The organism is Pseudoalteromonas sp. SG45-2 (assembly GCF_014164115.1).
GTDB lineage: Bacteria > Pseudomonadota > Gammaproteobacteria > Enterobacterales > Alteromonadaceae > Pseudoalteromonas > Pseudoalteromonas distincta.
Map to the genome: position 1 here is coordinate 16694 of NZ_JACJEO010000035.1, position 22032 is coordinate 38725.

The 22032-nt window shown below is 39.6% G+C and carries 22 protein-coding genes and 1 pseudogene; 16 read left to right on the forward strand and 7 right to left on the reverse strand.

The window, feature by feature from the left end; genetic code table 11:
• Window positions 1-612, reverse strand: a complete 612-nt coding sequence (gene plsY / locus H5116_RS19075; protein ID WP_182716853.1) for a glycerol-3-phosphate 1-O-acyltransferase PlsY — start codon at window positions 610-612, stop codon at window positions 1-3.
• Between the two features lie 230 nt (window positions 613-842).
• Between plsY and folB the strand changes: the two genes are divergently transcribed.
• From folB to H5116_RS19115, 8 genes are all read left to right on the forward strand, one after another.
• Window positions 843-1202: a dihydroneopterin aldolase gene (gene folB / locus H5116_RS19080; protein WP_024604056.1), complete on the forward strand. Its 360-nt coding sequence runs from the start codon at window positions 843-845 to the stop codon at window positions 1200-1202.
• Window positions 1203-1691: a 2-amino-4-hydroxy-6-hydroxymethyldihydropteridine diphosphokinase gene (gene folK / locus H5116_RS19085; protein ID WP_024604057.1), complete on the forward strand. Its 489-nt coding sequence runs from the start codon at window positions 1203-1205 to the stop codon at window positions 1689-1691.
• A complete protein-coding gene (locus H5116_RS19090; protein WP_182716854.1) occupies window positions 1688-2488 on the forward strand; it encodes an undecaprenyl-diphosphate phosphatase in 801 nt (266 codons plus the stop codon). The genes folK and H5116_RS19090 overlap by 4 nt, the downstream gene beginning before the upstream one ends.
• A 175-nt stretch (window positions 2489-2663) precedes the next feature.
• Window positions 2664-4019 carry a UDP-N-acetylmuramate:L-alanyl-gamma-D-glutamyl-meso-diaminopimelate ligase gene (gene mpl, locus H5116_RS19095; RefSeq protein ID WP_182716855.1) on the forward strand — a complete coding sequence of 452 codons (1356 nt, stop codon included), beginning with the start codon at window positions 2664-2666 and terminating at the stop codon, window positions 4017-4019.
• A gap of 1 nt (window position 4020) precedes the next feature.
• Window positions 4021-4641: a flavin prenyltransferase UbiX gene (locus H5116_RS19100; protein ID WP_002961027.1), complete on the forward strand. Its 621-nt coding sequence runs from the start codon at window positions 4021-4023 to the stop codon at window positions 4639-4641.
• Complete coding sequence (locus tag H5116_RS19105) at window positions 4641-5570, forward strand: ABC transporter ATP-binding protein (protein ID WP_024595485.1); 930 nt, start codon at window positions 4641-4643, stop codon at window positions 5568-5570. The genes H5116_RS19100 and H5116_RS19105 overlap by 1 nt, the downstream gene beginning before the upstream one ends.
• Complete coding sequence (locus H5116_RS19110) at window positions 5571-6338, forward strand: ABC transporter permease (protein WP_002961025.1); 768 nt, start codon at window positions 5571-5573, stop codon at window positions 6336-6338.
• Window positions 6338-7015 carry a tRNA (guanosine(46)-N(7))-methyltransferase TrmB gene (locus H5116_RS19115; RefSeq protein WP_024603594.1) on the forward strand — a complete coding sequence of 226 codons (678 nt, stop codon included), beginning with the start codon at window positions 6338-6340 and terminating at the stop codon, window positions 7013-7015. The genes H5116_RS19110 and H5116_RS19115 overlap by 1 nt, the downstream gene beginning before the upstream one ends.
• A 266-nt stretch (window positions 7016-7281) precedes the next feature.
• Here the strand turns inward: H5116_RS19115 and H5116_RS19120 are convergent, their stop codons facing one another.
• Window positions 7282-9162: a GGDEF domain-containing protein gene (locus tag H5116_RS19120; RefSeq protein ID WP_182716856.1), complete on the reverse strand. Its 1881-nt coding sequence runs from the start codon at window positions 9160-9162 to the stop codon at window positions 7282-7284.
• Window positions 9163-9691: 529 nt separating this feature from the next.
• Here H5116_RS19120 and panP point away from each other — a divergent pair.
• Window positions 9692-11317 carry a pyridoxal-dependent aspartate 1-decarboxylase PanP gene (gene panP, locus H5116_RS19125; protein ID WP_002958981.1) on the forward strand — a complete coding sequence of 542 codons (1626 nt, stop codon included), beginning with the start codon at window positions 9692-9694 and terminating at the stop codon, window positions 11315-11317.
• A gap of 52 nt (window positions 11318-11369) precedes the next feature.
• On the opposite strand, the gene serA is transcribed toward panP, so the two are convergent.
• From serA to metK, 5 genes are all read right to left on the reverse strand, one after another.
• Complete coding sequence (gene serA, locus H5116_RS19130) at window positions 11370-12599, reverse strand: phosphoglycerate dehydrogenase (protein ID WP_024595232.1); 1230 nt, start codon at window positions 12597-12599, stop codon at window positions 11370-11372.
• A gap of 9 nt (window positions 12600-12608) precedes the next feature.
• Window positions 12609-13262, reverse strand: a complete 654-nt coding sequence (rpiA, locus tag H5116_RS19135; RefSeq protein WP_002958979.1) for a ribose-5-phosphate isomerase RpiA — start codon at window positions 13260-13262, stop codon at window positions 12609-12611.
• Between the two features lie 53 nt (window positions 13263-13315).
• Window positions 13316-13912, reverse strand: coding sequence for a 5-formyltetrahydrofolate cyclo-ligase (locus H5116_RS19140; RefSeq protein ID WP_182716857.1), 597 nt, complete (start codon window positions 13910-13912; stop codon window positions 13316-13318).
• Window positions 13913-13930: 18 nt separating this feature from the next.
• A complete protein-coding gene (locus H5116_RS19145; RefSeq protein WP_024595234.1) occupies window positions 13931-14479 on the reverse strand; it encodes a hypothetical protein in 549 nt (182 codons plus the stop codon).
• A gap of 175 nt (window positions 14480-14654) precedes the next feature.
• Window positions 14655-15806: a methionine adenosyltransferase gene (metK, locus tag H5116_RS19150; RefSeq protein ID WP_002958976.1), complete on the reverse strand. Its 1152-nt coding sequence runs from the start codon at window positions 15804-15806 to the stop codon at window positions 14655-14657.
• A gap of 304 nt (window positions 15807-16110) precedes the next feature.
• Here metK and tkt point away from each other — a divergent pair, with 304 nt between their 5' ends.
• From tkt to H5116_RS19185, 7 genes and pseudogenes are all read left to right on the forward strand, one after another.
• Window positions 16111-18102 carry a transketolase gene (tkt, locus tag H5116_RS19155; RefSeq protein ID WP_138489545.1) on the forward strand — a complete coding sequence of 664 codons (1992 nt, stop codon included), beginning with the start codon at window positions 16111-16113 and terminating at the stop codon, window positions 18100-18102.
• Window positions 18103-18286: 184 nt separating this feature from the next.
• Window positions 18287-18601, forward strand: a complete 315-nt coding sequence (locus tag H5116_RS19160; RefSeq protein WP_002958974.1) for a pyrimidine/purine nucleoside phosphorylase — start codon at window positions 18287-18289, stop codon at window positions 18599-18601.
• Between the two features lie 177 nt (window positions 18602-18778).
• Window positions 18779-19135: a ribosome hibernation-promoting factor, HPF/YfiA family gene (hpf, locus tag H5116_RS19165; RefSeq protein WP_007376058.1), complete on the forward strand. Its 357-nt coding sequence runs from the start codon at window positions 18779-18781 to the stop codon at window positions 19133-19135.
• A 202-nt stretch (window positions 19136-19337) separates the two neighbouring features.
• Window positions 19338-20513 (forward strand): NRAMP family divalent metal transporter, encoded by a 1176-nt coding sequence (locus H5116_RS19170; RefSeq protein ID WP_182716861.1) that lies wholly within the window; start codon window positions 19338-19340, stop codon window positions 20511-20513.
• A 71-nt stretch (window positions 20514-20584) separates the two neighbouring features.
• Window positions 20585-21040 (forward strand): GNAT family N-acetyltransferase, encoded by a 456-nt coding sequence (locus H5116_RS19175; protein WP_182716858.1) that lies wholly within the window; start codon window positions 20585-20587, stop codon window positions 21038-21040.
• 18 nt (window positions 21041-21058) lie between these two features.
• Window positions 21059-21475: a GNAT family N-acetyltransferase gene (locus H5116_RS19180; RefSeq protein WP_182716859.1), complete on the forward strand. Its 417-nt coding sequence runs from the start codon at window positions 21059-21061 to the stop codon at window positions 21473-21475.
• Window positions 21476-21534: 59 nt separating this feature from the next.
• Window positions 21535-21838: pseudogene (locus H5116_RS19185) on the forward strand (helix-turn-helix domain-containing protein).
• Window positions 21839-22032: the final 194 nt, after the last annotated feature.

Consider the following 22032-nt stretch of genomic DNA (forward strand, 5'->3'; position numbering starts at 1 on the left):
TTAGATATTTTTGTTTTCATCAGTGGGTGCTTTTTTAGCACCCACTTTTGGTTCTTCCCCACTAAATAATCGAATAATATTAGTACGGTGACGAAATATAATTAACAGCGTGATAAAAGTAACGGGAAGAGTATAAAGTGGCTTTATTAGCCATGTATACAAGGGCGCTAAAGATACAGCTACAAGCGCTGCCAGTGATGAATAGCGTGTTATTGCCACTATAAATAACCAAGTACACACAAGTAAACCTGCCAATGATAAGCCAATAGGTAATAATGAGCCAAATGCCGTTGCTACGGCTTTACCGCCTTTGAAGCTAAAAAACAGTGGGTACATATGGCCTAAACAAGCAGCTACTGCGACTAAACCAAGCTCTAAAGGTTCAACTTCTAAAAAATAAGCCCCCCATACCGGAATAGTGCCTTTTAAAATATCAAACACTAGAACCAAGCAAGCCGGAAATGCTCCGCCTAATCTATAAACATTTGTAGCTCCTGGGTTGTTAGAACCACTATTACGAGGGTCTGGAAGTTTGAACAACCGCGACACTAAAATAGCCGACGAAATCGACCCAAGTAAATAAGCTAAAACAAACATTATAGTGGCTAACACGCGCTTCCTTATTTTTTAATTGCTATACCAATTGATAGTGCTTTTAGGCTATTATTGGCAGCAAAATTTATCGTAAAAATTATTAACAGGCTATTTAATAGCTAGTTTAGTTATTTTGCTATTGTAGAAGTTATTTTTACATATTTAAACACTGGCTAAACCATATACAGTATTAATTTTATTGATGCTTAGTATAGTTGCTTAGTAGTTTGTTGTTATTTGGAGTATCAATGGATAAGGTTTTTATATCTCAATTGCACGTCGACACTATTATTGGAGTGTACGACTTTGAAAAAGAAAGTAAACAGAGCCTTTATTTTGATATTGAAATGCTAAGCGATATTAAGCCTGCAGCTGAAAATGACGATATTAATTTAGCACTGGATTACTCAAAAGTAAGTGAGCGAGTTATTGAGCACTGCACTTTAAAACCTGTAGAGTTGCTAGAAACTTTAGTTGAACAATTAGCGCATATTATTTTAAGCGAGTTTAATACTCCACAAGTTACTATAAGAGTAAGTAAACCAGCAGCAGTAGCACAAGCGCAAACTGTAGGTGTTGAAATTACACGTGTTAAGGCAACTGACTAAATGGCTCAAATTTATATCAGCCTAGGGTCAAATATAAATAAAGCGCATTATATACAATGTGCATTAATTGCACTTAAGCAGCACTTTGAACATATTGTACACTCGTCTGTTTTTGAAAGTGAAGCAGTAGGGTTTGCTGGCAATAATTTTTATAATTCAGTCGTTGGCGCTACAACTGATATGTCGCTTGTTGATGTATGCGCTTTATTAAAACAAATAGAGCGTGATAATGGACGCACAGCGAACGATAAAAAGTTTAGTCCACGAACGCTCGATTTAGATTTACTATTTTATGATGATGTAATTTGCGCTTCTCCAGCACAATTACCACGAGATGAAATAACTAAAAACGCATTTGTATTACAACCTCTTAGCGAGGTTGCCCCAGATTTCTATCATCCTGTAGCTAAACAAACGATTGCGCAGTTATGGAATGAATATAATAACCCTCAACAAAAGCTATGGAAGGTGGAGTTTTCTAACCCATGAGTATCATCGAAATAATTATTTTAGCCCTCATACAGGGATTTACTGAGTTTTTACCAATTTCTAGTTCTGCGCACTTAATTCTCCCATCGCAAATTTTAGGCTGGGAAGATCAAGGGCTTGCGTTTGACGTGGCAGTACATGTTGGTACTTTAATTGCCGTTGTTATTTATTTTCGCAAAGAGGTCGTCGACATACTCAGTGCGTGGTTTAAATCCTTTGGAGCACAGGGTACTAGTGATGATAGTAAGCTAGGTTGGTGGATAATTTTAGGCACTGTGCCTGCCGCTATTTTAGGCTTACTTTTAAAAGACTTTATAGAGTTGTACCTACGAAGCGCTTGGGTAATTGCTACTACCACAATTGTGTTTGGTTTATTGCTTTGGTACGCGGATGCAAAAGGTAAGCAAATTAAAACTATTTATCAGCTTAATTGGAAAACAGCACTTATTATTGGTTTTGCACAAGCTGTTGCAATGATCCCGGGAACTTCTCGCTCAGGTATCACGATGACTGCTGGTTTAATGCTTGGAATGAATAAGCAAAGCGCAGCGCGTTTTTCGTTCTTACTGGCAATTCCAATTATTTCTATGATGGGGCTTTATTATACTGCAGAGCTTGCTTTGGGTGACCATGTGGTTGATTGGAATACATTATTACTAGGTGTGGTGCTATCGTTCTTATCGGCTTATGCATGTATATTTATGTTTTTAAAAGTAATAGAGCGAATGGGCATGTTGCCATTTGTGATATATCGTTTATTGCTCGGTATAGGTTTGATAGTATTTTTAATGATGTAGCAAATAATGACTAATAAAAAAGCCTTCTAATTAAGAAGGCTTTTTTATTATCAAGTGGTCATTTTGGCACGAGTGAAATGCTTACTCGCAATGGTAACTAAGCATGAATTTTGGCATTATAGCGCCATTAAACTTTGCATAGCTGTAAAGTGAGCATACGATTTAAGGAAAGTATATGCATATACATATTTTGGGCATTTGTGGCACGTTTATGGGCGGTATTGCAGCCATTGCTAAATCGTTGGGTCATAAAGTAACGGGTTCTGATCAGAACGTTTACCCACCAATGAGTACGCAACTTGAAGAGCTTGGCATTGAACTGACTCAAGGCTACGACGTATCTCAATTAGAGCCAAAGCCAGATATGGTCGTTATTGGTAATGCAATGAGCCGTGGTAACCCGTGTGTTGAATATGTGCTTGATAAAGGCCTGCCTTATACATCTGGCCCTGAATGGCTTAAGCATAACTTACTGCAAGATTCTTGGGTACTTGCGGTTGCTGGTACGCATGGTAAAACAACCACAGCAAGTATGCTTGCGTGGGTGTTAGAGTACGCAGGTTTAAAACCAGGGTTTTTAATTGGCGGCATAGTGCAAAATTTTGGTGTATCGGCAAAAGTGGGTGAAACGCCTTTTTTTGTTATTGAAGCAGATGAATACGACACTGCTTTTTTTGATAAGCGCAGTAAGTTTGTGCATTACCTCCCGCGTACACTTATCTTAAATAATCTTGAATTCGATCACGCTGATATTTTTGAAGATTTAAACGCAATAAAAAAACAATTTCATCACTTAATGCGTACATTACCTCAAAGCGGCAAGGTAATTTGGCCAAAGCAAGACGTAGCGCTTAATGACGTAATAGCACAAGGGCTTTGGAGCGAAAGCGAAACGCTAGGCGATGATTGGAGCTATGAATTAATAAAAGCCGATGGAAGTGAGTTTAATGTATTACTTAATGGCGAAAAGCAGGGCACTGTCTGTTGGCAAGCAATAGGCGAGCATAACGTTAAAAATGCGATTATGACTATCGCAGCAGCGCGCCATGTGGGTATAGCTGTTGATCATAGTATTGATGCGTTAGGAGAATTTATTAGCCCTAAAAGGCGTATGGAGCTAAAAGCGGATATAAATAATATTAAAGTGTATGACGACTTTGCGCATCACCCAACAGCAATTAAAACTACGCTTGCAGGATTGCGCGCAAAAGTAGGCGATGAAAAAATTATCGCTATTTTAGAGCCGCGCTCAAACACCATGAAAATGGGCGTGCACCAATATACATTATTAGATTCACTGCGTGATGCTGACAACGTACTCCTTTTTGAACCAGAGAATCTAAATTGGTCGCTAAAAGAGCAAGCAGATAAAGCAGGCATGCAGTGCTTTAGCAGCACGCAAACAATTATTGATACGGTGCTTGAAAATATTGAGCCTAATCAGCATATTTTAATTATGAGCAATGGCGGCTTTAATGGCCTTCATCAACACCTTGTTGATGGCTTAGCTGATAAATACAGCGGAGAATAGTGTGCAATTTAAAGATAGAATTACGCTCGCTTTTAGTGGTGCATCGGGTGCGCCTTATGGGCTTAGGTTACTTGAAGTATTACTAGAGCAGCAATTTCAGGTCTACGTTCTCATTTCAAGTGCAGCACGCGTGGTGCTTGATACAGAATCAAATATTAAGCTCTCTGGAAATGAAGATAAAGCCACAGAGCAGTTAAGTACGCTGTTTAATGCCAAACCTGAACAACTAAAAGTATACGGTAAAGATAACTGGTTTAGTCCTGTGGCTTCGGGCTCTGCTGCTCCTAAAAAAATGGTAGTATGCCCATGTAGTGCCGGATCGGTTTCTGCAATTGCAGTGGGGGCGTCTGATAATTTATTAGAACGCGCCGCTGATGTGGTAATTAAAGAACGCGGACAGCTCATTTTAGTGCCTCGCGAAACACCATTTAACGAAATTCATTTAGAAAACATGCTTAAGTTATCTCGTTTAGGGGTAACAATTATGCCAGCCGCCCCTGGTTTTTATCATAAGCCACAAAGTATCGAAGACTTAGTTGATTTTATGGTGGCGAGAATTTTAGATCATTTAAATATTGAGCATAACCTAACAAAACGTTGGGGTTATGGTGAGGGTAAGTAATGAATAAGCAAAATATTGCTTTAAATATAGAAGGCCTTACCAAGGTTTATAAAAATGGTGTTGAGGCAATTAAAGGCGTTGATTTACAAGTTGAAGAGGGCGATTTTTTCGCTTTGCTTGGTCCAAATGGAGCCGGTAAATCAACCACTATTGGTGTTATTTCGTCACTTGTTAATAAAACAAAAGGCAAAGTAGAAGTTTTTGGCTGTGATATTGATACTGATTTAGAAGCTGCAAAAGCGCATTTAGGCCTAGTGCCGCAAGAGTTTAACTTTAGCCAGTTTGAAACGCTTAGCCAAATACTGGTTAACCAAGCCGGTTATTATGGTGTGCCACGTGGTGAAGCCCATAAACGTGCTGATAAATATTTAGCGCAGCTGGGTTTGTTAGAGAAAAAAGACAAGCAAGCACGTACGCTTTCAGGCGGAATGAAACGTCGATTAATGATTGCACGCGCCCTTATGCACGAGCCAAAATTACTTATACTTGATGAGCCAACAGCGGGTGTAGACATTGAACTTCGTCGTTCAATGTGGGATTTTTTACGCCAAATAAATGAGCAAGGCGTTACTATTATTTTAACCACACACTACCTTGAAGAAGCTGAGTTACTGTGTAAAAACATAGCGATTATTGATTCTGGTCGAATTGTTGAAAACACCACCATTAAAGCACTGCTTGCAAAACTTGATAAAGAAACCTTTATTTTAGATTTAAAAATGCCAGCAAACCCTGTCACGCTTGAAGGTTATAAGTTTACGATGACGGACGATCATACTGTTGAAGTAGAAGTCGCTAAATCACAGGGCTTAAATGCGGTATTTAGCGCATTAACAACCCAAGGAAATACAGTATTGAGTATGCGAAATAAAGCAAACAGACTAGAAGAGTTATTTGTAGGATTACTAGAGCAAGGGCGGGGCGAATAAATGTTTAAATATGGCGTAGCCTTAAAGAGTTTATGGATTAAAGAGTGTATTCGTTTTTTACGTATCTGGGTACAAACCTTAGTGCCGCCAGCAATTACGATGAGCTTATATTTTGTTATTTTTGGTAACTTAATTGGTTCACGTATTGGTGATATGGGCGGCTTTAGTTATATGGAGTTTATTGTACCTGGCCTTATAATGATGTCGGTTATTACTAATTCCTATTCCAACGTAGCCTCTAGTTTTTACTCAACAAAATTTCAAAAAAGCATTGAAGAGCTTTTAGTTGCACCTGTGCCTAATTACATCATTGTACTGGGTTATATGGGCGGCGGTATGACGCGCGGTATTATGGTGGGCTTTATAGTTACTTGTGTATCGTTGTTATTTGTTGATATTCAAATTCATAATATTTTTGTAATTATGGCGACCGTTATTTTAACCTCAGCTGTGTTTGCTTTAGGTGGTTTAATTAATGCAATTTACGCAAATAGCTTTGACGATATAAGCATTATTCCCACCTTTATACTAACGCCATTAACTTACTTAGGCGGTGTATTTTATTCAATAACGTTATTGCCAGAATTTTGGCAAAACGTATCGCAAATAAATCCTATTATTTACATGGTAAATGCATTTCGCTATGGCTTTTTAGGTGTGTCGGATGTTGATTTAAGTGTAGCGCTAGGTGTTATTTTGGTGTTTATTACGGTGTTATTTACTTTAGCGCTAACTTTAATTAAAAAAGGTGTGGGGCTAAGACACTAATGAGTGATGCAAATTCACGTAGTATTGTATCTAATCAAGCGGGTATTCACGAAAAGCTTGATGAAATAGTAAATAAGCACTTAGATGCTGAATTTAAAAAGCCAATAGCAGCGCATACGCAAACTGCATTTGACGAGGTTAATGCTAAAGTACAAGCCTTTAGTGGCCCGCTTATTTTGGACTCGTGTTGTGGCGTGGGTGAAAGCTCAGCTAACTTAGCTAAGCGCCACCCTGATGCACTTATAGTTGGAATTGATAAATCTTCGCACCGATTAGATAAGCATGATGTTGAATATAAGCAAACCGACAGTGGTCAGTACATCTTAGTGCAAGCAGATTTAAATGACTTTTGGCGTTTAGCGGTAGCCGCCAATTGGCAACCTACGCACCATTATTTGTTGTATCCAAACCCGTGGCCTAAATCTAAGCATATTCGTAGGCGCTGGCATGGCGCAGCTATTTTTCCATTTATCGTTAAGTTAGGTGGAAAATTAGAAGTGCGCAGCAATTGGGATATTTACGTTAAGGAGTTTGCTCGGGCGCTTGAATTAACAGGCAACCCTTGCGATGTAACACTTTATGAGTCAGACGATGCAATTACGCCTTTTGAGCGTAAATACTGGGCCAGTGGCCAGCAAAGCCACCGACTCGTTATAAACTTACCTAGGGCGTGTTGACCTTTCGTGATTGATTTTGCAGCAGCATGTTTGGTTTTTAGGCAAGGCGGAGCCTATGTAGTGTGGTTATTCCCCATAAATAGGCGATAACGCAGCATAAAGACCAAACATGTGCTGCCCTTTGGGTTCTTTCTAGGGACGATTAACTCTTTGTTGCTCAGTTTTTACTTAGCCCACTAGGTTACAAACCTCGCGCCGCGATTTAATCGCCCCTAGATTGAACAAATTTCAATCCACAAAGATCAACACGCCCTGGTTAAAGTAAGTCAAAGTGCTAATTCTTCTGTAACCGTATTAACATGTGGCACTGGGTGGGCAAAATAATTGCCTTGCATTAGTGTCACATTCGCCTTTTTAAGTGCGGTTACTATGGTTGTATTTTCTACCGATTCTGCCATTAATTGTAAACCAAGTTGATTAGCAAAGCTGGCTATATGCTCAATAAACAAGTAGATATCTTTGTCATTCACTATTTGCTTTATTAGTGCGCCATCTAATTTAATACCATCTACTTCAAGCTTAAGTACGTTTGATATATTTGAATAACCACTACCAAAGTCATCAATAATAACCTTAACGCCTTTTGTTTTAACCATGCCAATAAATGCTTTTACTTCAGAGAAGTTGGCAATAGCTTGGGTTTCTAAAAGCTCTAATGTGATATTACCAGGATGCGGGTAGCGCTTAAGTTCGTCCGCAATAAACTCACTTAAATTAGGGTCGAGCATATCTTGTGCTGTTATATTTAAACTCCAGCAAATATCGGTTTTTCTAAAGCGACTAACACATTGTGAAAATATAGTACGGGTAAGTATTCCGTCCATTCTTGAGCGGGTAACAACATTTAAAAATGCATCAGGTTTTAATACTTCCCCTTGCGCTGTTACCATTCGAGCTAAACATTCGTATTGAACGACCTTATTGGTATTTGTGTCAATAATGGGTTGAAAGTAAGGTACTATACGATTGTTATCAAACGCTTCTCGCACTTCTTTAGCCATTTCTACATTGTATTGATATTGCGTTTTTACATCGTGTAGCGCTTTTGAGTAGTTAACTACACTATGCCTGCCTTGTTTAGCTTGCAGCGCTGCTATATGAGCGTTTTCAAGTAGTAGCGATTTATTACCACTGGCAATACCTGCACATAGGGTTATGTAGATAAAAGGGTCAGTTAATACCGGTGTATTAAAGTTATATGTTTTTACGAGGTCGGTAAATTCGTCATTACTCATTTCCTTAGGCGCGAGTAATACTATTTTATTTGTTGCTAGTCTGTATATATGGCAATGCGTAGAGCTTCTAAGTTTAAAGTGAATAAGTAAGTTTTTCATTACCTTGTCACCCACTTCAGTGCCATAAAAACTGTTTATATCTTCTATTTCATTAACCCAAATGACGGCTAATTGCATGTGATGTGCATTACTTTTTTTAATAAAGTACTCAAGTGCAATATGATTTGAAAAACCAGTACTTGAGTCAGTTGCTAAAGACCGTTTTAGTAAATAAATATATATGGCGGCAACGAGTATCGCGATAAAAAAGAAGAAGCTAGCCATTGCAGCAGCTTTTGATACGCTTTCTTTAAGTTTCTCGTTTAAGTCATAAATAGTTATATCGGCACCCGTTAAATAGGCATTGCCGTTGATTGGGTCAACGTAAGGAATAAAAATTGTTTTAAAGTGGCCCCACTGATCGCTCGATATTTCAAATACTGGCTCTGTTGAATAAAAAGCACTTATATTTGCATCGGTAGCTTCAGGGTAGAGATCTAAAAATTGAGTTACCTTGCCATTATTCTGATCGTCTTGCGTGTAGCTTGATGAGCTAAAAAGCACCTTACCGTCTTTTAAAATCATTGAATAGACATAAGCAATATCAAGTGCTTGAGCAAACTCAGAGAGTTGTTTACTTTTATCTTGATAGTAAGAAAAACTTATATTATCGCCTTGATTAACCCCACTTAAATAATCGTCACCTAAAATATGTTTAACGCTGGTGGCGGCATTAAGTAAGCGATTATCAACCGACTGCATTATTTCAGCACGCGTGGTTTGGTAAGTGTAGTAAACGTAGGTTAGCAAGCTTATTAAAAACAAGCTAAAGCCTGCCACTATCCAACTAACTTTGACTCTTCCTTCTGGCATATGTGTCCCTTTTTTGTTATCAAATTTATTATACCCAAAATAAGTAAATGCCCAATAAATAATTAGGTTTGGTAGAGTTTTAATTAGGGTCTGTTTATCTTTGCGGATTATAATTTGTTCAAACTAGGGGCGATTTAATCGCGGCGCGAGATTTGTAACCTAGTGGTCTAAGTAAAAACCGAGCAACAAAGAGTAAATAGACCCTAGGCAGAACCCTTTGGGCAGCGCCTGTTTGGCATTAATGCTACGTTATCGCCTATTTATGGGGAATAACCACACTACATAGGCGCTGCCTTGCCTAAATACCAAAAGGCTGCTGCAAATTTAACCTTGAAAGATAAATAGACCCTAAATTATCATTTTTTTGTCATCGCTTTGATTGCTTTTATAGGTTTAAACGAGACATTTTAGTTATATTGCAGTAAAGTTAGCGCAATTTTTAAAGAAACACGATTGCTCCAAATGTCCTAATAAGTAGGCATTTTTGATGGGTAAGCGCGTGTTTTAGCTACACACACTAGGTATTAAGATGGATCAAAAGCGTTGTGCCGTCGCCTCTAAAGAAAGCCTTAAGCGTATATTTACTGTACCTGAAGCGCCAGACTCAACTTTAAGCAAAATCGAGCTTGAAATTTCGAGTAATTTAGCAGGTTTTCTAAACGAAAATATAGCGGCAATTGAAAAACCATTACATGAAATAGAAAAAGATTTTCAATCGGCAGTGATCCCAGAAGATCCAACGTTTGTCTCTGCTTATGCCCAAGACATAATGGAGCAGCTTGTTGCACATTCTGTGCATACAGCTGCGCCTAGTTTTATTGGTCACATGACCTCTGCCTTGCCGCACTTTTTATTGCCGCTGTCAAAATTGATGGTAGGGCTAAATCAAAATCTAGTAAAAATAGAAACATCTAAAGCGTTTACGCCTCTTGAGCGTCAAGTGCTTGGGATGATGCATCATTTAGCTTATGGGCAAGAAGACTCATTTTATTCTAAATGGATGCACAGTGCTAAAACCTCATTAGGTGCATTTTGCTCTGGTGGTACGGTTGCTAATATTACTGCGCTTTGGATTGCGCGAAACCGCTTATTAAAACCTGATGGCGATTTTAGAGGTATAGGTGCACAAGGCTTAATTGCTGGTATGCTGCATTACGGTTATAAAGGTTTAGCGGTATTAATATCAGAACGCGGGCATTACTCGTTAGGTAAATCGGTTGATTTACTCGGCATTGGTCGCGATAACTTAATTGGTATTAAAACCTGTGAAAATAATAAAGTCGATGTAACAGCTATGCGCGAAAAAGCACGTGAGCTTGAAGCGCAAGGTATTAAAGTAATGGCGATTATTGGGGTCGCGGGGACAACCGAAACCGGTAATATTGACCCACTTGATGAAATGGCCGACTTAGCACAAGACATTAACTGCCATTTTCATGTAGATGCAGCATGGGGGGGAGCGACCCTTTTATCGAGTACGCACCGTCCTTTACTAAAAGGGATTGAGCGAGCAGATTCAATTACCATCGATGCACATAAACAAATGTATGTACCAATGGGAGCGGGTTTGGTTTTATTTAAAGACCCCGCTGCAACTGATGCAATAGAACATCACGCTGAGTATATATTACGTAAAGGTTCAAAAGACTTAGGTAGCCACACGCTTGAAGGCAGCCGACCTGGTATGGCAATGTTAGTACATGCTTGCTTACGTGTTATTGGTCGTAAAGGTTACGAAATGCTGATTGATCGAAGCATCAAAAAAGCACATTACTTTGCTGATTTAATTAAGGCTGATGAAGACTTTGAGCTTATTTCGGAGCCTGAGTTGTGCTTATTAACGTATCGTTATGTACCTAAGCAAATTAAACAAGCAATAGCCGATGCAGATGCTGCAACTCGGTTAGATATTTTTGCTTCACTGAACCGTTTTACTGCCAGTATGCAAAAGCGTCAACGCGAGTCTGGTCGCTCATTTGTATCACGTACACGCTTAACGCCTTCTAAATACGACAATCAACCAACGGTTGTATTTAGAGTGGTTCTTGCTAACCCGCTTACCTCAGGCGCTATTTTAAAAGAGATATTAGCTGAGCAAAAAGAGTTGGCTGCAACAGATCCGGTATTCAAAAAATACTTGAGAAAGTATATGTAATCTAAATACAAAAAAGGGTCCATAAGGACCCTTTTTTAATATCAAAGAATGGTTAATGTAAAATACGTGCTCTAATTGTACCCTCAACAGCGCTCAGTTCTTTAAGTGCTACTTCAGATTGATCTGTATCAACATCAATAACTACATAACCAATAGATGCGTCTGTTTGTAGGTATTGCGCAGCAATATTAATACCGTGCTGTGCAAACGCTTGGTTAATTTGCGTTAGTACACCTGGGCGGTTGTGGTGTACGTGTAATAAACGGCTACGATTAGCAAGCTCAGGTAGCGATACTTCAGGGAAGTTAACCGCAGTAATAGTTGAGCCATTATCTGAATATTTAGCCAATTTACCCGCTACTTCAATACCAATGTTTTCTTGCGCTTCTTGTGTAGAACCACCAATGTGCGGCGTTAAAATAACATTGTCGAATTGGCGCAGTGGCGATACAAATTCTTCATCGTTAGATTTTGGCTCAGTAGGGAACACATCGATTGCTGCACCACTTAGTTTTTTCTCTGTAAGCGCTTCTGCAAGAGCATCAATATCAACAACAGTTCCGCGTGATGCATTGATCAAAATAGACCCCTGCTTCATAACTGCAAGTTCTGCTGTACCAATAAGGTTTTTAGTTTGCGGTGTTTCTGGTACATGTAAGCTAATAATATCAGAGCGTTGTAACAGCTGAGTAAGGTTATGAACTTGTGTTGCATTGCCCAGTGATAACTTATCTTCGATATCGTAAAACTCCACGTTCATACCGATATTTTCAGCCATAATACCTAGCTGAGTACCAATGTGACCGTAGCCAATAATACCTAATGTTTTACCACGTGCTTCAAACGAACCATTTGCTGTTTTTAACCAGCCACCACGATGAGCCGCTGCATTACGCTCTGGAATACCACGTAATAAAAGTAGAATTTCGCCAAGTACAAGTTCAGCAACTGAACGAGTATTAGAAAATGGAGCGTTAAATACAGCAATACCACGTTCGCGTGCTGCATCTAAATCAACTTGGTTTGTACCAATACAAAAACAACCAATAGCAACTAGCTTTTCAGCTGAGTCTAATACAGCTTGGTTAATATGAGTACGAGAACGAAGCCCTACAAAGTGAACATCTTTAATGCGCTCTTTAAGCTCGTCCTCAGGTAAGGATGTTTTAACGTAGTCGATATTGCTGTAACCGTTACGTTTTAGCGTTTCAACAGCGCTTTGGTGAACACCTTCAAGCAAGAGAATTTTAATTTTGTCTTTTGCTAACGATACCTTACTCATAACCTCATCCTATTTAATTTGTGGCCCATTTTTGGTACCGATAATCACTTTATCAGCACCTCGCATCGCAAATAGGCCGTTGGTAACTACGCCAACAATTGAATTGATTTGTGTTTCAAGTTGTTTGGCATTGGTAATTTTTAAGTTAAATACATCTAATATAACGTTACCATTATCGGTAACTACGCCTTGGCGATAAACAGGGTCACCACCAAGTTTTAATAATTCTCGTGCAACGTAGCTGCGCGCCATTGGAATAACTTCTACCGGAAGCGGGAAGTCGCCCAATGTATCTACCAGCTTTGTGTCATCAACAATACACACAAACTGTTTTGCAACTGCTGCTACTATTTTTTCACGTGTTAGCGCTGCGCCGCCGCCTTTAATCATTTCGTTTTGAGCGTTTATTTCGTCAGCGCCGTCAACGTATACATCTAAAGCATCAACGTTATTAAGTTCAAAAACTTCAATACCTAACGCTTCCAAACGTGCAGTTGACGCTTCTGAGCTTGATACAGCGCCTACAATAGTGTCCTTTACTGAGCCAAGGGCATCAATAAAGTGATTAACAGTAGAGCCTGTACCGACACCTACAATGGTGTTTTCTTTTACAAACTCGAGTGCTGCCCAGGCAGCTGCTTTTTTTAATTCGTCTTGTGTCATTGCTTTGTGCTCATGTATGTCAGAAATATGCGGCTAGTAACCAAAATTAAATGTTACCAACAGTATGTTTTATCTGGGGTGATAATGGTTTCAAGTGGTACGTCCCATGACTCGATTGGTAGAGCATCAACTTTTTGGCATTCATGTGCAAGGCCAATTAGTTGCGGTTTTTGCCAATTTTGTTCATGTAAACGTGCCAATGTCCGGTCGTAAAACCCACCTCCCATTCCTAGGCGATTACCTTGTTTATCAAATGCCACTAATGGCATAAGGAGGTAATCAAGCGCTGGTAATGGGCATATTTGAGAGCAGTTCAGCTTAGGCTCCAAGATACCATAGCGATTTGCCCTCATGGGTGAGTTTTTCTCATAGCGCTGAAATAGTAAATTAGCGCCATTGAATGGGTGTATTATAGGTAGATAAACAGCATGGTTTAAGTTCCATAATTCTTTAATTAACAATGAAGTGTCTAGTTCTCCGTCGTTACTTAAATAAATGGCAATATGCTTTGAATTCGTTATGTTTTCGCTTTTTAAGTGTTGAATAAAATTCATTTTTAGCGATTGCGCAGCAATTATTTGCTGATTATTTGACAAGTTTTTACGGGTGTTACGAATTTCAGCTCTTATTTGTGCGCGTTCATTGCTCATTAAACTAATTAGCCATTTTTAAAAAGAGAATAAATCGGGAAAAATTAAAAAAACAGCAAGTACAACTAGCAAAATGGTGGCAGTTGCAATCAATGAATATAAAAGTAAGTTACTGCGTTTTTTAGGAGTAGCTAAATCCTCATCTAGCATTAGGTCGTCATTTTGCCATTCGTCTACACTTTCGTCTGGTGTATTTAATTGAGCTTCAGGAAGGCGTTGCTCTAGCTCATCTAGCTTTTCTTCAAGGCGTATTAAGCTACTAGTGATGTAATCAAGTGCATCAAAAATACGTTCATCACGTTGGTTGTTATTTGCAGCTGCGGGGGAGCTATTTTGAATCGCATTTGAAACAGCTTGCAGCTTACTTTTAATACCTAGGCTTGCTAATAACTTAGTCTGTTTTAACGCTTTGTCTTTATCGCTTGGCGCAAACAGCGGCTTACCTTTAAAAAAAAGAGCTACTTTTTCATCTGACGTTTTTAATTTTGCAGCTAAGTTTGCGCACGCTGTTTTTATGTCAACGTTATCGGCAAGTCCTGCAAATATAACGCGAAAGTTATCGGCCATTTAACTATCCCTAAAGCTTTTATAATGAAATGAGTATATACCTAAAGTACAAAAGAATTCGAGGTTGATTTTATAGTTATTTTGTAGACGTACTACAAACAATGTAACTGATAAGTTTTAGATACAAAAACGGCCCTATTAAGGGCCGTTTTTAATTTACTTCAACATTTTTAGCTTAAAGGCCAGCAGCTGCACGAAGTGCATCAGCTTTATCTGTACGTTCCCAAGGGAATTCGTCACGACCAAAGTGGCCGTAAGCCGCTGTAGGAAGGTAGATAGGGCGCTCTAAATCAAGCATTTGAATTAAGCCGTAAGGGCGCAGGTCAAAGTGTTCACGAATAAGTTCGATTAAACGGCTTTCTTCTAACTTGCTTGTACCAAACGTTTCAACGCTGATAGATGTAGGCTCTGCAACACCGATTGCGTAAGAAACTTGTAATTCACATTTATCAGCAAGGCCAGCCGCAACTACGTTTTTAGCAACGTAACGTGCAGCGTATGCAGCTGAGCGGTCAACTTTAGATGGATCTTTACCAGAGAAAGCACCACCACCGTGACGAGCCATACCACCGTATGTATCAACGATGATTTTACGACCTGTTAAACCACAATCGCCCATTGGTCCGCCAATTACAAAGCGACCCGTTGGGTTAATGAAAAATTTAGTCGCGCTTGTAATAAGCTCTGCAGGAAGTACCGGCTTGATGATAGTCTCCATCACCGCTTCTACTAAATCTTTTTGCGAAATGTCTTCGCTGTGCTGAGTAGATAGTACTACTGCATCAATACCTACTGGCTTACCATTTTCGTATGCAAAAGTAACTTGAGATTTTGCATCTGGACGTAACCAGTTAAGCTCGCCGCTTTTACGTACTTGCGCTTGGCGCTGTACTAAACGGTGTGAGTAAGTAATTGGCGCAGGCATTAGTACTTCTGTTTCGTTACATGCGTAACCAAACATAAGACCTTGGTCGCCAGCACCTTGTTCTTCTGGGCTAGTACGGTCAACACCTTGGTTAATGTCAGGAGACTGTTTACCAATAGTGTTTAAAATTGCACATGAATCTGCATCGAAACCCATGTCTGAATGCGTGTAGCCAATTTCACGTACTGTTTTACGTGTAATTTCTTCAATATCAACCCATGCGCTAGTAGTGATTTCACCACCAACCATAACCATACCTGTTTTTACGTAAGTTTCGCACGCAACACGGGCATGAGAGTCTTGCTCTAGGATAGCATCAAGTACCGCATCAGAGATTTGATCGGCGATTTTATCCGGATGACCTTCAGAAACTGATTCAGAAGTAAATAAATGTTTTGCCATTGTAATTCTGCTCACAAATATTGCGCTTCACAAACGTCGGTATTAGCGCTAAAAAATTAAGGGGCGTATTTTATCGAAAACAAAACACCTTGCATAGTGTTTTTACGCCTAGACGTCTAAATAAAATTACTAATAACTTTTTGGTCTTAAAAAATATTCATAATGCCTCACTTTTATAGGGTTTTTAATTGCACACAGCCCCCACAATAAGTAAGAATGGTCGATATAAACAAACCCAAGTTACTTGGGTGCATAAACAAACACATAAATACCCGCGCAAATACACATAAAGGTAGGAGAATTCATGCCATCTCGCAAAGAACTTGCAAATGCTATTCGCGTCTTGTCAATGGACGCAGTACAAAAGGCCAAATCTGGTCACCCTGGAGCCCCTATGGGCATGGCTGATATCGCAGAAGTATTATGGCGCGATTATCTAAAACACAACCCAACAAATCCAGAGTGGGCTGACCGTGACAGATTTATTCTTTCAAACGGCCACGGTTCAATGCTTATCTATTCTCTATTGCATCTAAGTGGTTACGACTTACCACTGGACGAAATTAAAAACTTCCGTCAAATGCATTCTAAAACACCAGGTCACCCTGAATATGGCTATGCACCAGGAATCGAAACTACTACGGGTCCATTAGGTCAAGGGATCACAAATGCCGTAGGTATGGCAATTGCTGAAAAAGCGCTAGCTGCACAGTTTAACCGTGAAGGTCACGATATTGTTGATCACTTTACCTATGCATTTATGGGCGATGGCTGCCTTATGGAAGGTATTTCTCATGAAGCTGGTTCACTTGCAGGCACATTAGGTCTTGGTAAACTTGTTGCATTTTGGGATGACAACGGCATCTCAATCGATGGTGAAGTAGAAGGTTGGTTTACAGATGACACGCCAGCTCGCTTTAAAGCATACGGTTGGCATGTAATTAGTGGTGTTGATGGCCACGACAGCGATGCTATAAGTGCTGCAATTGCAGAAGCTAAAAGTGTTACCGATAAACCATCACTAATTTGTTGTAAAACAATTATTGGTTACGGCTCACCTAATAAATCTGGTAGCCACGATTGTCACGGTGCACCACTAGGTGATGACGAAATTAAAGCGTCTCGCGAATTCTTAGGTTGGACTGGCGATGCGTTCGAAATTCCTGATGATATTTACGCACAATGGGATAGCAAAGAAAAAGGTCAGCAGCTTGAATCAAGCTGGGACGAAAAATTTGCAGCATACGCAAAAGCATACCCAGAGCTTGCAGCTGAATATAAGCGTCGTATTAATAACGAACTGCCTGGCGATTGGGCTGAAAAATCTCAAGCGTACATTGAGCAATTACAAGCAAACCCTGCAAACCCAGCGTCTCGTAAAGCATCGCAAAATGCATTAAACGCATTTGGTCCGTTATTACCAGAATTTATGGGTGGCTCAGCCGATTTAGCAGGCTCAAACTTAACAATTTGGGATGGCTCTAAAGGTTTAACACACGACGATGCAAGCGGTAACTACATTTACTACGGTGTACGTGAGTTTGGTATGTCGGCAATTATGAATGGTATTGCCCTTCATAAAGGCTTTATTCCTTACGGTGCTACGTTCTTAATGTTTGTTGAATATGCAAAAAATGCCGTACGTATGGCTGCATTAATGAAGCAACCAAGCATTTTTGTATACACGCACGATTCAATCGGTTTAGGTGAAGATGGTCCAACTCACCAACCAGTAGAGCAAATTGCAAGCATGCGTTTAACGCCTAACTTATACAACTGGCGCCCATGTGACCAAGTTGAGTCGGCAATTGCATGGCAACAAGCTATTGAGCGTAAAGACGGTCCTACATCGTTAATCTTTACTCGCCAAGGTCTTGAGCAACAAGCGCGTGACGCACAGCAATTAAGCGATGTTAAAAAGGGTGGTTACATCCTTAGCTGTGACGGCAACCCTGAAATTATTTTCATTGCGACAGGCTCTGAAGTGCAACTAGCACAAGATTCAGCAACTGAGCTACGCAGCCAAGGTAAAAAGGTACGTGTTGTATCTATGCCATGTACTGATGCCTTTGAAGATCAAAGCGCAGAGTATAAAGAAAGCGTATTACCGGCATCTGTTACACGCCGCGTAGCAGTAGAAGCAGGTATTGCTGACTACTGGTACAAGTACGTAGGTCTAAATGGCGCAGTAGTAGGTATGACTACCTTTGGTGAGTCGGCACCTGCTGGTGAGCTGTTTGAGCACTTTGGTTTTACAGTGGCAAACATTGTAAGCAAAGCAAACGAGCTTTTTTAATCGCTTTGATTAAATAAAGTAAGTAATTGAAAAACCCGCACATGTTGCGGGTTTTTTTATGCCCTAACATGAAGCAACTTCACCTTGAACAATGCTGCTTTCCTTGCAAGAAAGTAAGCTATCAGGCAAGGTAGTGCGATAAAATTTATAAATAACAATCTTAAATTAATAGCAGGAGCTAAAAATGCCAAAGTTCGATAACGTAAGTGTAGTAAAAAAAGCCAATGTATATTTTGACGGAAAAGTGTCGAGCCGTACCGTTATTTTAGGTGATGGAGAAGCGAAAACTTTAGGCTTTATGCAACCTGGTGAGTTTGTTTTTGATACAAACCAAAAAGAATGCATGGAGCTTTTAGCTGGCCAATGGGATATTTTATTACCAGGGGCAAGTGAGTGGAAAACATTTAACGCAGGTGAATCGTTTAATGTTGATGCAAATGTAAGCTTTAAAGTAAAAGTATCTGATTTTGCTGACTACTGTTGTTCGTACACAGATTAATCAATACAGCTAGACGTCTGAAAGCCCATGCACTATGGGCTTTGCATAAACTTTGCACAACGCATGATTTAAATCACCAAAAACCGCAAATAAACCTCAAATATCTCTCTTTTTTCCTTGTGTTAATCTAAATAGCCCCCAATACTATTTATGAGGTAACAAATAAAAGGATACCCTATGAAAATTAATCTTTCTGGTCACCATGTTGAAGTTACTGACTCTATTAGAGAGCACATCAACGAAAAATTTTCAAAAATCGAGAGCCACTTTCCATCGCTTATTGCACTCGATATTATTTTGTCTAAAGAGCATCATAAAATCCAAGCTGAAATTAGCACTAATTACGAAGGCACGCGCATATCGGTAAAAGGGGAAAACGAAGTTATGTACCCAGCCATTGCAAGCGCAGCTAAAAAACTCGATGCGGCACTAAAACATCGAAAAGGGCAGATAAAAGCAAACTTACACGAAAAGCCTGTAAGTACAACGCCTGAAATTGCACACGAGATCATCCAAGAGATGGATCTTAAATAAAATTTAGTTCCAAAGTATTGTAAAAAAGAGCCGTATGGCTCTTTTTTATTGCCTGTAATTTAGGTAAGTTATGCGTTCTTGCAGTTTATTAATCAAAAAAATTAATAAAAGCAGCGTATAACACACATATTTTGAGAAATTAATGCACACAACAAAAGCAGTATGGAAGTCTCGACTAGGTGCGCTTGGACCTGGAATACTCATGGCAACAGCCGCTATTGGCGGATCTCACCTAGTTGCATCTACGCAAGCTGGAGCAATATTTGGTTGGCAACTATTTTGGCTTATCCTCGTTGTTAATGTTTTAAAATATCCGTTTTTTCGCTTTGGTATGGAATACACACTCGCGACTAAAAATAGCCTAGTGGAGGGCTATAAGAGTAAAGGCCCGTTTTATTTTTACAGCTTTATTGGCTTAAACATTGTAGCCGCTGTTGTTAATACCGCTGGCGTATTACTGCTTACCGCAAGCTTACTGCATTACGCCTTACCTGTCGTTATCGAAGTAACCTTACTTTGTTGGATGCTGCTGGGTGTATGTTTAGTTATATTACTACTTGGGCACTTCAAAGCGCTCGATAACGTTGCTAAAGGCATTATGGGGCTGCTTACACTCGCGACTTTAATTGCTCTTGCTATAGCGTTTAATAATGGTCCAATGGCACCTGCTGACTATGTAGGCCCTTCACCGTATGAACTTGCCATGCTTAGCTTTATGGTGGCTTTAATGGGCTGGATGCCAGCACCTATCGAAATATCTGCATTAAGTTCTTTATGGCTAAAAGAAAAACAAGCGCAGCAAACAGTTTCTAAAAGCCAAGGCTTGTTCGATTTTAACGTAGGTTACTGGCTTACAGCTGGCTTAGCCTTGGTATTTTTTAGCTTAGGTGTATTAGTGCAGTACGGGCAAACCAGTAGTATAGAACTCGGCGGTGTCGCGTTTGCCAAGCAGCTTATTGATATGTACGCATTAACAATAGGCGAGTGGGCAAGGCCGCTTGTATCAGCAATCGCCTTTTTATGTATGTTTGGCACTACACTCACCGTGCTAGATGGCTACGCCCGTACGCTTAACGAATCTCATAAACTACTTGGCTTTGGGCAATCAAAACACAGCTTAAATATTTGGTTAATACTACAAGCATTTGCCGGTATGGCCGTTATTTTATTTTTTAAATCAGCCCTTGGCCCCATGCTTACGTTTGCCATGACGCTTTCTTTTGTTACAACGCCTGTATTTGCATGGCTTAACTTTAGCCTTGTGCGCTCAGAGCCTGCTATAAAGCACAGCGTGCTATTACGTAGTTTAACGTGGTTAGGTTTAGTGTATTTAGTAGGCTTTGCTGTTGCGTTTGTAGTATGGAAACTAGCAGCCTAAATAGAGCCACTTACTTTAGGGTTTTCATTAAAGCCCTAAAGCATTAAATTCTAGGATTAAACGAGGTATAAATGGATATTAGAATAGGTGAGCTTTCAAACCCACACGTTATAAAACTACTACATGCGCATCATAACGATATGCTAAAGCACTCACCTGTTGAGAGCGTACATGCACTTGATGTGAGCAAACTCACTCAGCCCGATATAATCTTTTATAGCTTATGGATTGATAATAATTTAGCGGGTGTTGGCGCATTAAAAGCGCTCGATGCCACTCATGGCGAAATTAAATCAATGCGCACCTCAAGCAACTATTTACGCCAAGGAATAGCGGCTAAGCTACTTACGCACATTATTGGGGAAGTAACACAGCGAGGTTATAAAAAGTTAAGCTTAGAAACAGGAACTGCAGAGGCATTTTTGCCCGCACAAAAGCTCTACGCCCAATTTGGTTTTAAAGAGTGCGAACCATTTGGTGATTATGAGCTAGATCCGTATAGCTTGTTTATGGGTAAAGTGCTTTAAAAGTGAGTAAGGGATATTATGGCTTATAAAGTTGAACTTGAAGCCCCAGCACTGGACGAGTTTGCTAATTTACGTACACAAGTAAAGTGGCAGAACCCTGACGATAAAACATTAAAAGCAAGCATTGAAAACTCACTTTTTTGGGTTGCCGTATACGATACTGATAAGTTAATAGGCACTGGTAGAGTAATCGGTGATGGCGCAATGTATTTTTATATTCAAGATGTAATTGTTGCGCCAAGTTATCAAAAACAAGGTATAGCTCATTTAGTTATGACCCACATTGAAAACTATCTAAACAACACTTGCTCTAAAGGCGCTACTATAGGTTTATTAAGTGCTCACGGTAAAGAAAGCTTTTATACACAATATGGTTATGTAAAACGCGATGGCGATGGTTTAGGGCTCGGAATGTGTAAGTTTATTAGCAAGTAATAATAAATATTGCTGCATGATATCAAGATTATTAATATAGCTTTCAAAGGTATGGCGCAATGAGCAAACGTGATTTATTTTCAGGATTAACTACAGCACTTGTGGACGCTAAAGCGCATTCACAAGGAAAGCTAACGTTAGGTGCTCATTCAGTAAATGATATCGACGACCTTGCTATCTCACCTGATGAAATAGTAAATATTCGAGAAACATTTAATATGTCGCGCGGTGTATTTGCATACATCATCAAGAACGCTCGAAAACTGGGAACAAGGACGCAGCGCATCTAATGGGCAAGTGATCACATTGTTAAAGCTTGTGCAGCGTCATCCTGAGACATTGAATCATATAGCTGAGTTGTAAGTTTCTTTGGATTATTTATTTTAAAAGACAAAAAGAAAGACGCGATCTATTACTTTCTTGTGGCAGCTAAGAGCGAAAAGCAGACATTGACCGTTAATCGTTTCAACGACGGCAATTAGCCATACGTTGCATGTTTGCTCCCTTACTGGTTTTACGATATCCAAAACCGACATAACGACCATTAAGCAAATACC

Excerpts from the sequence above, each read along its gene's own strand:
- folB (WP_024604056.1), top strand. The coding sequence starts at position 843 with ATGGATAAGGTTTTTATATCTCAATTGCACGTCGACACTATTATTGGA.
- folK (WP_024604057.1), top strand. The coding sequence starts at position 1,203 with ATGGCTCAAATTTATATCAGCCTAGGGTCAAATATAAATAAAGCGCAT.
- H5116_RS19090 (WP_182716854.1), top strand. The coding sequence starts at position 1,688 with ATGAGTATCATCGAAATAATTATTTTAGCCCTCATACAGGGATTTACT.
- mpl (WP_182716855.1), top strand. The coding sequence starts at position 2,664 with ATGCATATACATATTTTGGGCATTTGTGGCACGTTTATGGGCGGTATT.
- H5116_RS19105 (WP_024595485.1), top strand. The coding sequence starts at position 4,641 with ATGAATAAGCAAAATATTGCTTTAAATATAGAAGGCCTTACCAAGGTT.
- H5116_RS19110 (WP_002961025.1), top strand. The coding sequence starts at position 5,571 with ATGTTTAAATATGGCGTAGCCTTAAAGAGTTTATGGATTAAAGAGTGT.
- H5116_RS19115 (WP_024603594.1), top strand. The coding sequence starts at position 6,338 with ATGAGTGATGCAAATTCACGTAGTATTGTATCTAATCAAGCGGGTATT.
- H5116_RS19120 (WP_182716856.1), bottom strand. The coding sequence starts at position 9,162 with ATGCCAGAAGGAAGAGTCAAAGTTAGTTGGATAGTGGCAGGCTTTAGC.
- panP (WP_002958981.1), top strand. The coding sequence starts at position 9,692 with ATGGATCAAAAGCGTTGTGCCGTCGCCTCTAAAGAAAGCCTTAAGCGT.
- serA (WP_024595232.1), bottom strand. The coding sequence starts at position 12,599 with ATGAGTAAGGTATCGTTAGCAAAAGACAAAATTAAAATTCTCTTGCTT.
- rpiA (WP_002958979.1), bottom strand. The coding sequence starts at position 13,262 with ATGACACAAGACGAATTAAAAAAAGCAGCTGCCTGGGCAGCACTCGAG.
- H5116_RS19140 (WP_182716857.1), bottom strand. The coding sequence starts at position 13,912 with ATGAGCAATGAACGCGCACAAATAAGAGCTGAAATTCGTAACACCCGT.
- H5116_RS19145 (WP_024595234.1), bottom strand. The coding sequence starts at position 14,479 with ATGGCCGATAACTTTCGCGTTATATTTGCAGGACTTGCCGATAACGTT.
- metK (WP_002958976.1), bottom strand. The coding sequence starts at position 15,806 with ATGGCAAAACATTTATTTACTTCTGAATCAGTTTCTGAAGGTCATCCG.
- tkt (WP_138489545.1), top strand. The coding sequence starts at position 16,111 with ATGCCATCTCGCAAAGAACTTGCAAATGCTATTCGCGTCTTGTCAATG.
- H5116_RS19160 (WP_002958974.1), top strand. The coding sequence starts at position 18,287 with ATGCCAAAGTTCGATAACGTAAGTGTAGTAAAAAAAGCCAATGTATAT.
- hpf (WP_007376058.1), top strand. The coding sequence starts at position 18,779 with ATGAAAATTAATCTTTCTGGTCACCATGTTGAAGTTACTGACTCTATT.
- H5116_RS19170 (WP_182716861.1), top strand. The coding sequence starts at position 19,338 with ATGGCAACAGCCGCTATTGGCGGATCTCACCTAGTTGCATCTACGCAA.
- H5116_RS19175 (WP_182716858.1), top strand. The coding sequence starts at position 20,585 with ATGGATATTAGAATAGGTGAGCTTTCAAACCCACACGTTATAAAACTA.
- H5116_RS19180 (WP_182716859.1), top strand. The coding sequence starts at position 21,059 with ATGGCTTATAAAGTTGAACTTGAAGCCCCAGCACTGGACGAGTTTGCT.